Source organism: Pseudomonas sp. P179 (assembly GCF_000478485.2).
Classification (GTDB): domain Bacteria; phylum Pseudomonadota; class Gammaproteobacteria; order Pseudomonadales; family Pseudomonadaceae; genus Pseudomonas; species Pseudomonas aeruginosa.
Map to the genome: position 1 here is coordinate 50751 of NZ_KI517357.1, position 12525 is coordinate 63275.

Sequence of the window (12525 nt, forward strand, 5' to 3'; positions counted from 1 at the left end):
GTCCCTGGAATATGGAGGCTACATAGGAGACAACAGCATGTACCCAATCAACCGTGATGCACTGGTCTGCCCGATGCACCTTCGTACCGCCCGGCTGCGCCTCAAAGGGATGTGGAAGGATTCTGACGAAGCAACCAATGACGTAGTACGTGCCCTAGAGGCTGGCTGGTTTCTGATCCCAGCTGGACGTGAGGGTAACTACACCAAACGGCAGTTTGAGGCCTTTGATAAGTGCTTCGCCGCGGCCCCCTGGGTGAAGCAGATCCAACATGAGGCTGGAGATTTTGACGAGAGGTTGCGGGCCCGCCTCGGTGCCAGATTTGAACGTCTGTTTTCAGGTGGACGGAAGCTGACTTCTCCCCTCACCCAGGCACTTGCCCTCCCCCATCGGGTCGCGCGACTACCGCTGAGCTTCGAGGCCGGCGCATTCGGCCCCGAGCTTCTGGTTTCATGCCTTGAGGATACCCAGAGGGTGTGCCTGCGGATTCAAGACGAAATGCAAGGTCTTGAGCCGGATTGGGTCCTGGCTGAATCCGTAGACGTGGGCGCCCTTGTTGAACACCTGAACCGGGCTAGGTGCGTCCACCTCCTGATACCGATTCTGGTGGCTACCAGCCCCAGCTACCTCCCCAGGGAGCAACAAGGATGGCTTTGGCAGGTCCAGGTCGGGAATCTTACCGTTACCGAATATCTGGACAGGATCGCGAGACGAGACCAGGAACATACCGACCACGTTCGTGAGTCGTGGAGGAGGCGATTCGCACAAATTCGCACCCTAGCTTCGGTTCTGGAGAGTCTTCCGTCTTACCACCAGGCGACTATTACCCGGCGTCTCCAGTCGGCTGATTGGAGATTCAGGGCGAAACGTTGGCAGGGAAGCTTGGTAATTGATCTCGGTGACCTTCATGAGGTTGGTGCGAGGCACCAGCTGCGTGATGGTTTCGAGTTGGTGAACTTCGTTTTGGCCCTGGACCAGGCCCTCGATCGGGCGGAACCGTGCTGGGACTCGTATCACCGAGGCGAACACAGCGCATTTGCCCAAGTCGAGCGAATGAGGGAGGAGATGGCCCAGGAAGGCCCGCCGCGGGGCCTAGGAGACGTTTTCAGGTCGAACCAATCGCCTCAGCTAGATTCGCCGCTAAGGGCCCCATAGGCGCCCAAAGCCGCCATCATGACAAGAACCGCCGGCCCTATGATGTTCAGGTGCTTAGCGATGAAGGTAGCAACGCCCCACCGGATGGGACGTCGACGCGCATCATCAAGAGCGTTTTGAAGGCTACTGCAGCGATTCTCCAGCGTGCTGATCTCGTGGCACAGACCACGCACGTGGCTGTCTTGGTGCTTGAGATAGTCGCCCATTCCTAGTTCTTGGATGTTCTGTTTCCAGGTCTCGACAAGAATGAGGTCTCCGGCGCGTGCCGGTCGCGATCTTCCGTTCTCATGTTCCTCATCGTAAAAGTCGAACTGGAGACCTACTTGCTCATAGAACCGGTTTCTGCGCACTCGATTGGATCTGTACGCTTGGGCATCGCTCAACCTGATGGGATTTACCTGTGCATCTGGAAATTGGTGAAGGAACTGCACCACTCGCCACATGAGATAGGTTCCTAACCTGTGCCCCTGTAGGGCATCCGGCGTCACTGTGATGAATCCTCGGTTAAAGCCGTCGGTAGCACCGATCGACGCCGTGTTCATGTTCCTGTTCACACCTGCGGCCAGGCTCCCCTTACCAGTTGAGGCATGGCTGCGGCCTGAGGTTGTGTACTCGACTGTGATAAACGCCTCGTGCTGGGTGATCACTTCCGTACAGGTTACGAAGACTTTTGCGACCTCACACTCCGGCGCACCTCTACTGCCGATGACCAAGACAGTGGAACTGACACGCGGGTGACGGCTGACTGCCGGCCATGAGTTGATTGCTTGCTCCAACACGGGTGCATGGTTCCCTGGATTGTGGGGTGAGATGTATCTGCGCAGAGCGTGATTCTGGCACACGGAAACGCCATTGAGGATGGAGATGCCATAAACCACAAAGGCATCTCACATGGAAATGACCATCAAAAACCTCAAGGCCATCTCTGCCGCCCGCATACGGCTGAAGGACCTGCACACTCACGAAGATGGTGACGGCGAAAATCTGGCCTGGTCCTGCATCGTGTTTCTCAAGGGAAAACGGTTGGGGAGCGTTCAGGACCCGGGCGAAGAAAAGCCCCTGTCGATCGAGATCGACTCCATCCAGCAAGTAGCAATGGTAAAGGCGCTGAAGGAGCACGGGTATCAGCTCAACCTCGAGGCTGCTTCTCAGATCGACGCCAGCGATACCCACGAATACCTGGAGCAGGCGCTACCGCAAATGGCTGACGAGGTGGAGTGGTTCAACAAGGCGAAGCCGCTCTTGAAGTCCAACACCTTGTTTCGCATTCGAGGTGACGAGGAAGGTACGTTCCGTCTGATCCTCGCGTTGTACAACGAGAAGACGGAGCACGCCCTCCAATCGAGGTTTGGCGATCAGCTTGAGGCTGTCCTGAACAATCAGTTGAAGGGGATCACTCTGTAGTGAGGGCTGGGCGGGCCTCCAATACGATTGTTGGGCACCGAAGACCAGTATTGGCGACCCGCCTGGCCCAGATACTCGCAATGCCCGGCTTCTGGTACCCTCCGCCAGACATGAACATGGACTCCATCGACACAGACGCGGAGTACACCATGACGCAACAGCCCCACATCACGCATCCGATACCCGAACAGTGGTGCCTGGTGTTTGCAGACTATCCACTGGGTGAGCCCGCCATGGACGCAATCCAGGGGCCGCTCTTCTTCAGCAGCAAACGAGAAGCGCTGATCGAATACCTGAAGTACCTATCCCCACGACTGGAGCAGGAAGGTGGCCTAGGAGAGTTCCTGGATGCCTTGAGCGATCTGGGCATGGTGCCCAAAACCCTCGCCGCCGACACCAGCGGGGAGTTGCTCCGTCTTGCAGAGACGGCCGAACTGGAGATCCTGGAGGGAATCTGCGCCGGCTACGGCCAGGACAGGACGTCTGAAGGTCGAGAGGTAATTTTCCTGCTCGAGGCTGTTCCACCCGCAAGACAACCCTCATTCCCACCGGTAACTGCTCCGCCACCACAATACCTGGCCAACGATGACACCTCGGAAGATGGGCCCCGGGTTTACGCAACTTTTCATCCTCAAGCCTGGCAGAACGATAACGCAGTAGGCATAGACCCTGGCCCTACTCAGATTGACGTGACGCCCGAGCTTCTTGCGATGGATCGGGCCTATGTATTGGGGATCAGGGACAACACTCACGAGTCTGACGGTTTCATCCACGCTCGGCTCGCACCTGAGTGGGTACGCGACTGGCAAGGCCCCTTCTACATCGAGTGCAAGGAATCTATCGAGAAGTTCTTTGCCAGCACCGCAAGCGTGGGTAACTCCACAGTGACTGGCTAACCCCGCGCCCGCTGTGGATTACAGCCTACCACTTTGGCTCTGAATGACACCGGTCCCCCGGTAGTATCCGGGGCTCCGGCCTTCCTATCGTGAGGAACCCTATGCGCCCATTAGACGTAATTCTCTGCCTCGCGTTGGCAGCCACTTACCATCGGACCGACGCTGCCGTGGTGGCAACGGCGAAGCGTTTACTCAAGCGAGTAGAGCGCCGGGACAGGCAATCGCTCTTTGATGTGATCAACCACAAGACGCCGTGCCGTTACATCATCCACCACTTGGTGAACCTTCCCGATGAGGTCATCTGTATGGATCTGCCGGCTGAGCGCGTAGCACCACACATCAAGCTGTCGATGGCCAAGGCTCAAGCAGCCAGTGCCATCCAGAAACCTTCACCTGCCGCCTAACATCGGAATCAACTCGCAAAAGGAGCGACGGATGAGCCAACAGAACGCTCGTTGCCCGTACTGCAAGACCATCAAATTGCTCGCCGAACAGAGTCTGGCGGGCCATTTCATCCAGTGCCAGTGCTGTGGAGCGCGCGGACCAATCAAGGACTCCGAGGCAGAAGCCTTTGCCGCCTGGAATGGGGTAGACGAATCGCGCTCAAACTCCACCGGCGACCTGCAGGTGCTCGGCTTCCTCAGTACCGAGGCAGTGGAGGCACTCCTAACCGATGCCGATGTAGCTGTCACCTGTTTCAACAAAGCCAGGATGATCCCTACCGGCGCGATCGCCGTAGTCCGCTATGACCATGCTCAGGCGCAGGTTGAATTCGCAGAGGCTCGGCAGTCACTGCTGACTCTCGAAGTAGACCCTAAGTCTCCATCCAATATTTGGACCCCAGCTTTGGGATCAACGGTTAGCTCTACATAGGTGACCAAATCGATTTGGCAGGCATGGCGGTCATCGCGTGATGGCGAGAGCTGCCGTCGGCGGGCGCGTCACCTTGGCTGAGTTCGAGCGGGTGGCGAGGTTGGGAAATCATCGCGATCAGGTAGCTGGTCACCCCTGGCATACCAAGCGCCAGCCTGACAACAGCTGGTGGCACAGGGCGGGGTTGGGAGAATGCGAGGCTCAAGAGCAAAAGCAGGCCTTTCAAGTACGAGTGATCGGCTTGTTGTAACCACTACATTCGGGAGTAGCCTTCATGATCGATCTCAACACCGCCGGTGCACGTCAGGCTCTGCGCATGCAGCAACCTGATGAGGAAATGGAAGTTCGGGTGCGATATCAAGGCCGAATCTTCGACATCACGTTCCTTCCTGACGAAGATGGCACCCAACCCACAGACCCCAACGATCATCCGGTAACCGACGAGCAGGCTAAAGGATGGCTGCGCGGAGAGTGGTGGTATCACCACATCATGGTTCATATCCGCAACCATGACGGCTCGGAGATCGACGATGTGAAGGCCACCTGTGACAGCTACAGTTGCCTGCCCAGCTTCTCCGAACCCTACGACATCATCGTTCGCCTCTGTGATGAGCTCCTCAAAGAACACCCCTTCTGATCTCGCACAATCATCCCCGAGATTCGGGGGTGGACGCTTCGCTGGAACCCCTCCTGCGCTCTGATACCCTGCAGAAATTCAACCTCATTCCTCGGCGCTGAATGGCGCCGGGGCTTTTGCAGCCGGACCAGAAGGCGACTCCGAACGATGCTGAACCTCTACGACCCGGCCGCCCGCCATGCCCTACGCATGCCCGGCCGAGACCAGGAACATACCGTCGAGCTCCGACATCGAGGCGAAGGCTGGTGGGTGGACTTCAAAGTCACCTTCATCCCCGAAGAACCTAAGCAATGCGTTCAGCCTGAAACATCGGAGACCAATGCGTTGGTGCAGCCCGCCGTGGGGGGAAACGAAGAGTGGTGGTACCACCGCATGGTCGTAACCTTCCTGAACCAAACGGTGGAACCGAACGAGAGTGATCCATCCTCGATTATTCGACATGAACGACTAAGTTCTTCCGATGATCACTACGACCTGGTGCTCGAGGACTGCCGGCAGTTGATGAAGGAATACCCGTTCTAGGTTCCGCTGCCGACCGTAATGTGCGGAGGTGGTCCGCATACTTTCGAAGGTGCTCCGAATAATTCGTCCAGTCCTGCGCATATTGCTCATTAGCCAAGGGGTAGTTCGCCCCTGCTTGGTATGCCGATTGGCTACCAATCTTCGGTTCCGACTGATTCCGTGGAAATCGCCTTGCCCGGCATCGGCCGATTTCGTTAGAGGTTCTGGCACAGCCAGGCACGGCTGATGATGGCTTCATCAGACCTAACCCAGTCACGGAGCCGTACATGAACCTTGCATTCGAAAAAGCACTCGCCGCCCGCTCCCTGTGGATCAACGTAGCTGTCCTCTCCAGCATCGAAGGGTGTGAACCCCAGGCCGAGGAGGCGTTGCAGTCGGCATATGACGCTGTCCATCAGTTGGCGAGCGATGACGTGCTGATCCACCGCCACTACGGACCCCGGGCCCCACTGCTCCTTCTGGACGTGCCTGAGTTGGCTGACCAATACAACCTGGCACACGAGCTGTACACGGAGCTTTACTACGAGAACCACCGCAACGGCTCGATTGGTCAGCTCTCGGCTGGGTGGTTGAAACCGGCCTCGCCCCTAGATCAGCCGTACACGAAATGGCTGGTGGCGGTGGACATGCGGGTAGCGGCCTTGATGGAGACTTCCTGCTCGCGAGTGGCTGAGGCAACACAGGGGCAAGCCAAGACCTTATTGCTGGCCTGGAGCCGCGGAATAGATGCAAATGAGGCTGCGGAGGCCGTAGTTCTGGCGCATATCGAACGTGAGTACGAGAGGGAGGTAGCGGAGGAGGAGGAGCGCCAGGCGCACAGGGAAGACATCCAGGACACATACGCCTACATCGAGGCTGACCTCTGGGCGGGCTGGCGCGAAGAGTGCGCGGAATTAGGCCTGATTGACTAGCGGAATTAGCAGCTAAAGCAAAAGAGGCAGTTCCCTCCCGCGCCTGGCCTGCAGGTCGATGAATAGATAACCGGTGCCGTCGGCGACATAACCTTCATGCTCGATCCCCTATCGGAATATCTGCTAGGTTACCGTGCCTCCGGCATCCCGGAAATTCCAAGGAGAGTTGAAATGAAATACCCAGGGCGATTATCGGGAGGGCAGTTCGAGGCTTTCATGGCCCGTCATTTCCCGGCCTTTATCGGCGGCAGCCTGCTCTGCATGCTGGCCTCAGGCAGTGGCATCGCACTCTGGCAATCCAGCTATCTTGGCGGTGTGCTGAAAAGCGAAAATTATGTATTGGCCGCATTTTTGGTGCTGGTGCTGCTTGTCTGCACCGGCCAATTCGTCATGTTGAGAGGGTATCGTCTTGGAATCTGGCTGGTGCTGCCCAGTCTGATGGGACCTGCTCTGGTGGCGGCCGGCCTGTTTGGTACCCGCCATGCCGGCCCTGCGCAAATCACCGTCCTGCTGTTGTCCCTGGCAGGGTTGTTGGTGATCAACAGTAAACGTCATCGTGCTATGCGCGAGCGCCTTGTCGAAATGCGACTGCAACGTACCGGGGTACTGCCACCCACCCGGGCTGATGAGTTCCCGGATGGCTCCCCACCTTCAAAGTCCTGGGTTGCCAATTTCGTGCTTGGTTTGATGGTGATCATGCTGCTGTGCAAGCTCTATCTGTTCTTCTGGGGCTAACGCCAAGACCAACGCATGCTAGGCAAAAGCTCAGTCGTTAGTTTGTAGTGGTGCCCCCCCTGGTTGAATCCAGATCTTGTCTTGGTTCCCGAAGTAGCTTGCTACCAAGTCACAATCCCGGCCCCCAACGCATCTTGTCGCATGAAGAACTATGCCCTTGGTGAGTATGGGGGACCATCCGTTAAACGCCGAGTAGGCCAGCGGTTCTGGCACAACGAGCCTGTGGTGAACATAGCCTCATCACTACAGGAGGCTCATTCATGCAATGCAACCATCCCATCACTCAATACACCCTGAATTTCACCATGCACGCTGGTCCTGCCCTTCCTCTCTGCCCTGCGGACCTCTTACCAGACGCGGTAGTCGCCCTGGATGATCCTTTACTTTTGATCAGTGATCTGGACATCCGAGAACGCATGCGCGCTAGCTCCAGTTTTGACGAGATGCTTGATGAGATGAGAGCCATCAGCGCCCTGGCGGAAAAGCGCCAGCAGTATGGCTTCAGGGCTGAGATGGGTCTTGGAGGGCCTCGCAGTAACCAGGATGTCGGAACGGCACAGACCCTCATGGATTGGATGCATGAACACGAACTTCGTCGGATGAATCAGATCAAGCTTTCGCTGCCCAGCCCTGGAGAGGAAGCAGAAGCTGCCCGAGAGCGCATTCAGAAACGGATCGCAGCGCGCAGGTCCGGCAGAGTGCAGGCTGCCGCGTAATTCACTCCAGATTATAGGAAACGTAACATGGCACCAGTTCTATCCAGCACCAGCGAACCGCGCCTGAATCTCGGGCCGCACTTCTTCAACGCCCTTTCTTGGGTTCGTCAGACGACCTTTCCTGCCGATCTCGAGTGTAGTTTGGTTGCCCTCGGCACCGCACCGGCCCTCGCCCAGGAGATTGCCGTGACCTATAGCCACTCGATGTACAGAGATATCGTGCGCTTCTACGAGGAATACGCTTACTCGGTCAGTAGTGAGGAGTGGCAGCAGCCGCTGGCGGCCTACATCTCGGCCCGCTTGGCCGACTACGACCGGTATGGCAAGCACGAATTACCGATGGCCAAGTACCTGCAGACGCAACTGGATACCCTGCAACGAAAGGCCTGAGACAAGAACAGATCAAGATCGTGTATCGGTCGTAAATCGATCCCAACGCCCAGCACTCCGAGGGCATGGACAGGTGGGAGGCTGTAGGCGCTGATGTTCGCGCCGTAACATCGGCGCCGACGGCTAAGGAGACCAGTATGGTCATTGCCTGGTGGCATAATGATTGGGGCACAGTTGCAGATACCTTACTCAAGGCAGCGCAACGCATCAGAGCATCTGCCCCTGAAATTTGCGGCCTAACTTTGGCTGGCATTGCGCCAGCCTCTTGGATACCTTGCCTTGGCGTCGTGATTTTGGAGATGAATCCTTTGTTCAGGTTACTCGTGGCCTTCGCTTGGCCAATGCTGGTCATCTGGGCCGCGTTACAGGTCGGTCACTCTCTCCAGGTGATCGATAATGCAAAGGTCATCGTGCGCGACAAGGCAGCCTGCGAAGCCTTGCAGATTCCCTATGACACCACTTGCCGTGTGGTTGGTCGTATGGAGGCGAACCTCGACGGGACCTGGTGGATTCAGCCGAAGGATGCGGGTGGCATATACATCCGCCTGCCTGAAGGATCGTTACCCTATTCCTACAGTCCAGATGATTACCACATCCTCGGCGGCAAGCCGCTCTCCATTGCCTTGGTTGTGGTGACAGCACTGCTCGCGCTCCTCGGCCCGTTGACCAGCTGGCGAATTCAAGCACGCCGAGCAAAACGTGCGGCGGGGCGCGGGGAGGCGAACGGATAGGGCACTCTGTCCGGGCTGGTGGCACATCCCCTGGCATGGAGAATTCCCATGTACTGGCACCACTGGAGCCCTCCCCATGATGAATAACGATCGCCGGTTGGCCTGGCTTGATCTCGAGTCAACCGGATTCACTGAACTGCATAAGCAGATGGTGTACCGGCACCGAATCTTGGAAGTCGGGGTCCTGGTAACCGACGCCTTGTTCAATGTCCTTGCCCAACACGTCGTGGTCATTCATCACGACCAGTCTGACGTCCTTCCTTTGTGCGACGACATCGTTCGGAGCATGCACACTCGCAATGGCCTTTTCGACGATGTGTCGGCCTCCACAACCGACTTGGCCAGTGCTGAACAGCAAATCATCCAGTTCCTGGTAGAGCATGGCGTACATGCCAAGGCCTCACCGTTGTGCGGAAGTGGTATCCACTTCGACCGGATGTTCCTTGAGGCCCAAATGCCAGCGCTTAATGCGCACCTTCACTACCGCAATCTGGATATAAGCGCGGTGAAGGAATTCCTCAAGACGATCAGCTCAGCATTCGAGCCAGTCAAACGCCAGAGCCACCGGGCGCTCGACGACATTCTGGAATCTGTTGAAGAAGCCCGCATGTACCGGGATCTGCTCGCGCCTATCCTCGCAGCCTGAGCTGGTGGCACACCGCGCCAGCGTAGACCATGTGCACATCAGACATTCACCAGAGGACGATACATGGTCATCCCAGAGCTGGAGGCGCTTCTGGCAGCCGAACAGGAAGAAGAGTCAGCACTCCAGGCATGCCTGGCCTTCGCCCGGGGCGTCCTGCCGATAAGTCTCCTCCTACGTTTCCAGTGCTCGGAGGGTGAGAAGGCCCTCCAACAGGTTGCGCGGTCAATTGATCTGCCAGCTCTCCCCGCCGAACAGAGACACCTTGCCCCCATCGCATCTGAGGCGCATGCGCTGCTGAGCGTAGAACCGGGTTTCCCTGCGATTGCCGGCCGCTGGCAACGTGCGTACGACCTTTACGACCTCGCCTTGATTGACTTCATCGTGGCCGAGGAGGAGCGCGCCGCGAACGAGCGCCAGCACGCCCAGGAGCTTGCAGATACCTACGCTTTGATCGAGCAGGAGCTGTGGCATGATGTTCAGGCTGAGAACCTGGAGTTGGGGTTGATCAGCGTAAGCCCTTCGCATGGCGATGAAACCAAATCCCAACACCATCCCGAATGACTATGTCGCCTTTTCCCCACTTGGTACTGAGTGGCAGGCCATTTACATCATCAAGGAACGCTAATGACTAAAAAATGGATTGAACTGGAACTTCTCGCAGACTCGGACGCCCGGCTGCCGGTTGTCGAAGGCGGCAGGATTACCGTCGCCGAGGCCAGCATTCGCACCATCACCGGATACTCCGATCAGATGTTGGGGGACGGGTGCATCCTCGTCCTGGACACCATTTCGAAGAACGGCGGAAGCCGCCTGATTCGCGTCCGTGACGGATACAGCGAAATCCAAACCCAACTGTCGGATCTGACTGAGTGGATTGAGGTGGACATCGTCAACGACTCTCTGGCGAAGCTCAGCAGTATCCAAACCGTAGGACTGCTGCGACGGGAGGGGATCAAAGCTCTGAACGAGGTCAAGGACTCGTTCACCGGTGCGCGCAGCCAACTCACACTGGATACCGTTGGTGATAACGGTGTTGCCCGGGCTCTCCTACTCAAGCAGTCGTACCAGGATCTCAAACCGGCGCTGCCCGAGCGTAGCGCCGTGGTCAAACATCACCAGGACGCCTAGGAGATACCAGTGGCACGTGCCCGACTCCACCTGATATGCGGAAATTGCGGGTGCGCCGATATGTGGACGCACCGCATTGAGCCGAAGGGTACTGACATCGACGGCGAACTGATCCCGGCGGTTTACCTCTCCTGCGGCAACTGCGCAACGCTACACGACCTTGCAGATAAGGCTCCCAGCTCGAAACCAACCCAGCGTCTTGAAGAGATCCATGAGCCACACTAGCCCAACCGAAATGAGATCGCGCTACACGCCCGTGTTCGCAGTCCTCATCTACGCATTCATCCTCTGCACCACAGTGCTGGTGGCCGGGATGACCATCCCATGGGACATCGGCACCTACATCACGCACTGCCACGCTGTTGTTTGGTGCTTGCTGGCATTGCCTGTCATCGCCAAAGGCAGGCAGTTCAAGGAAATCGGTCGGGGAGTTGGCGCGTTGCTGGTCGCCGGCCTGGTGATCTGCTTCACCCTTCTCCGGAATGTTTTCGGGGTGCAGCCGTTGCCCGAGGACGTCGACTTCCTCGATTTACGCCCTTTCGCCGCGGCGTTGATCGTCATCTCTCTCGGCATGTTGACCGAGTTACTGGTGCGACGGAGCTTTTGGCCAGGTTTCAGGGCACTTGGGCGGTAAGCTAGGCCTTTCCCTGACAGACATAGGATTTGAAGGATGCCCATTACTGAAGCTGGCAGCGCTCCGGCCCGATCTTTGGCCTTGATTGGCGTATTGACCTACTCCGCGATTCTGGTGGGGCTGTCTCTACTAGCCGCTTGGCTGATCTCGGGCCCGGTGGCCAGCACTATCTCGAATTGCTTCGCGCTGGTCCTGGTAATGCTGGTCGGTACTGGACGAAAAACCCTGAAAGCTGCATACGGCACCCCCTTGATGTCCTTCATGGCCATCGTCTCCGGAATTGTCTTTTCTGCGGTGTTTATCGTGGTCGCCGCTGGCCTCAAGGGGGATGTAGCGCTTGCGTTCGACGTTACCTCGCTCAGTGACTTCGATGTCAGCCTCATCGGCGCTGTGTTGGTTGTTTTCACCGCCCACTTTGTGGCGTATTTCCTGGTCAGGGCATTCTTCTGGAGGGAGTTGGCCAGCTGGGCTTGATCAGGAGGCAGCAGTCACACCGGAGCCCGCCACAGTGCGGGCTTCGTGCTTTCTGGCATCAATGAAATACCCGGTTCTGGCACACATGAGCTCGGGGGAAGATAGCCACATCGAATCCAAGCCACCAAGCCAAGAGACTTCCGCCATGAAACACACTCCAGCACACATCGCCATCCAGGCCCCCGAGTACAAAGCAGTCAAGCAAGTAATCGCCGTCAACCTGGTGGCCCATGGCTGGACCGCCGCCAGCCAACTCGATATGGACATCTGCTGCCTGGTGGCTTCCCAGGACTACGAGACCGCCGTTGGCATCAAGACCGCCACGCTCAGCCTGGAGCCGCGATCGGAAGGCTTCCAGCTGGTAGGCAACTACCAGAGTGAGGGCAACAACGTCCTGAGCACCACCTGGCTGAACATCCCCAGCGACATGACCTCGGAACAGATCGCCGAGAAAGTGCCGGAATTCCTGGAGAAGGTCGACCGCGAGGTCAACCGCAGCTACGCCCGCCGCTTGTTCCTGCTCTGATCACAGTAGTCTCCACTCCCCCAGGGCCCGCCATAGAGCGGGCTCTGCGCATTCTTAGCCCGGATTTCTCATGACCGCATAAACAAAAACGGCTGAAAGCCTTATGATTCTTGTCGCCAAACAAAGCCCCATAAGTCTTCAGCCGCGCA

Annotated in this window: 18 protein-coding genes; 17 read left to right on the top strand and 1 reads right to left on the bottom strand. The window is 57.5% G+C overall.

Annotated features, from left to right (window positions below; all coding sequences use genetic code 11):
* Positions 1-1122 precede the first annotated feature (1122 nt).
* A complete protein-coding gene (locus tag HMPREF1224_RS42760; protein WP_031628687.1) occupies positions 1123-1932 on the bottom strand; it encodes a hypothetical protein in 810 nt (269 codons plus the stop codon).
* 112 nt (positions 1933-2044) lie between these two features.
* Here HMPREF1224_RS42760 and HMPREF1224_RS42765 point away from each other — a divergent pair, with 112 nt between their 5' ends.
* The 17 genes from HMPREF1224_RS42765 to HMPREF1224_RS42835 all read left to right on the top strand — a co-directional run bounded on the left by HMPREF1224_RS42765 (position 2045) and on the right by HMPREF1224_RS42835 (position 12376).
* Positions 2045-2557: a hypothetical protein gene (locus tag HMPREF1224_RS42765; protein WP_010794296.1), complete on the top strand. Its 513-nt coding sequence runs from the start codon at positions 2045-2047 to the stop codon at positions 2555-2557.
* Between the two features lie 149 nt (positions 2558-2706).
* Positions 2707-3453: a hypothetical protein gene (locus HMPREF1224_RS42770; protein WP_010794297.1), complete on the top strand. Its 747-nt coding sequence runs from the start codon at positions 2707-2709 to the stop codon at positions 3451-3453.
* A 101-nt stretch (positions 3454-3554) separates the two neighbouring features.
* Positions 3555-3857 carry a DUF7740 domain-containing protein gene (locus tag HMPREF1224_RS42775; protein ID WP_010792875.1) on the top strand — a complete coding sequence of 101 codons (303 nt, stop codon included), beginning with the start codon at positions 3555-3557 and terminating at the stop codon, positions 3855-3857.
* Positions 3858-3888: 31 nt separating this feature from the next.
* The gene (locus HMPREF1224_RS42780) at positions 3889-4326 is read left to right on the top strand and encodes a Lar family restriction alleviation protein (RefSeq protein ID WP_010794298.1); all 438 of its coding nucleotides are present in this window, start codon (positions 3889-3891) and stop codon (positions 4324-4326) included.
* Positions 4327-4600: 274 nt separating this feature from the next.
* On the top strand, positions 4601-4963 hold the full coding sequence (locus HMPREF1224_RS42785; protein WP_010794299.1) for a hypothetical protein: 363 nt from the start codon (positions 4601-4603) through the stop codon (positions 4961-4963).
* A gap of 147 nt (positions 4964-5110) precedes the next feature.
* The gene (locus tag HMPREF1224_RS42790; RefSeq protein WP_010794300.1) at positions 5111-5485 is read left to right on the top strand and encodes a hypothetical protein; all 375 of its coding nucleotides are present in this window, start codon (positions 5111-5113) and stop codon (positions 5483-5485) included.
* 266 nt (positions 5486-5751) lie between these two features.
* Entirely contained in the window at positions 5752-6396 is a 645-nt protein-coding gene (locus tag HMPREF1224_RS42795) for a hypothetical protein (protein ID WP_010794301.1), read from the top strand.
* Between the two features lie 96 nt (positions 6397-6492).
* Positions 6493-7131, top strand: a complete 639-nt coding sequence (locus tag HMPREF1224_RS42800) for a hypothetical protein (RefSeq protein ID WP_128654689.1) — start codon at positions 6493-6495, stop codon at positions 7129-7131.
* Positions 7132-7391: 260 nt separating this feature from the next.
* The gene (locus HMPREF1224_RS42805; protein ID WP_010794303.1) at positions 7392-7847 is read left to right on the top strand and encodes a hypothetical protein; all 456 of its coding nucleotides are present in this window, start codon (positions 7392-7394) and stop codon (positions 7845-7847) included.
* A gap of 27 nt (positions 7848-7874) precedes the next feature.
* Positions 7875-8237 carry a hypothetical protein gene (locus HMPREF1224_RS42810; protein WP_010794304.1) on the top strand — a complete coding sequence of 121 codons (363 nt, stop codon included), beginning with the start codon at positions 7875-7877 and terminating at the stop codon, positions 8235-8237.
* A 137-nt stretch (positions 8238-8374) separates the two neighbouring features.
* Complete coding sequence (locus HMPREF1224_RS0112735) at positions 8375-8968, top strand: hypothetical protein (RefSeq protein ID WP_177327127.1); 594 nt, start codon at positions 8375-8377, stop codon at positions 8966-8968.
* Positions 8969-9044: 76 nt separating this feature from the next.
* Positions 9045-9614, top strand: coding sequence for an oligoribonuclease (orn, locus tag HMPREF1224_RS0112740; RefSeq protein ID WP_031628691.1), 570 nt, complete (start codon positions 9045-9047; stop codon positions 9612-9614).
* Between the two features lie 63 nt (positions 9615-9677).
* Positions 9678-10175, top strand: a complete 498-nt coding sequence (locus HMPREF1224_RS42815) for a hypothetical protein (protein WP_010794307.1) — start codon at positions 9678-9680, stop codon at positions 10173-10175.
* Between the two features lie 63 nt (positions 10176-10238).
* Positions 10239-10742, top strand: coding sequence for a hypothetical protein (locus tag HMPREF1224_RS42820; RefSeq protein WP_010794308.1), 504 nt, complete (start codon positions 10239-10241; stop codon positions 10740-10742).
* Between the two features lie 211 nt (positions 10743-10953).
* Complete coding sequence (locus HMPREF1224_RS42825; RefSeq protein ID WP_010794309.1) at positions 10954-11376, top strand: hypothetical protein; 423 nt, start codon at positions 10954-10956, stop codon at positions 11374-11376.
* A 36-nt stretch (positions 11377-11412) separates the two neighbouring features.
* Complete coding sequence (locus tag HMPREF1224_RS42830; RefSeq protein WP_010794310.1) at positions 11413-11850, top strand: hypothetical protein; 438 nt, start codon at positions 11413-11415, stop codon at positions 11848-11850.
* A gap of 145 nt (positions 11851-11995) precedes the next feature.
* On the top strand, positions 11996-12376 hold the full coding sequence (locus HMPREF1224_RS42835) for a hypothetical protein (RefSeq protein ID WP_010794311.1): 381 nt from the start codon (positions 11996-11998) through the stop codon (positions 12374-12376).
* Positions 12377-12525: the final 149 nt, after the last annotated feature.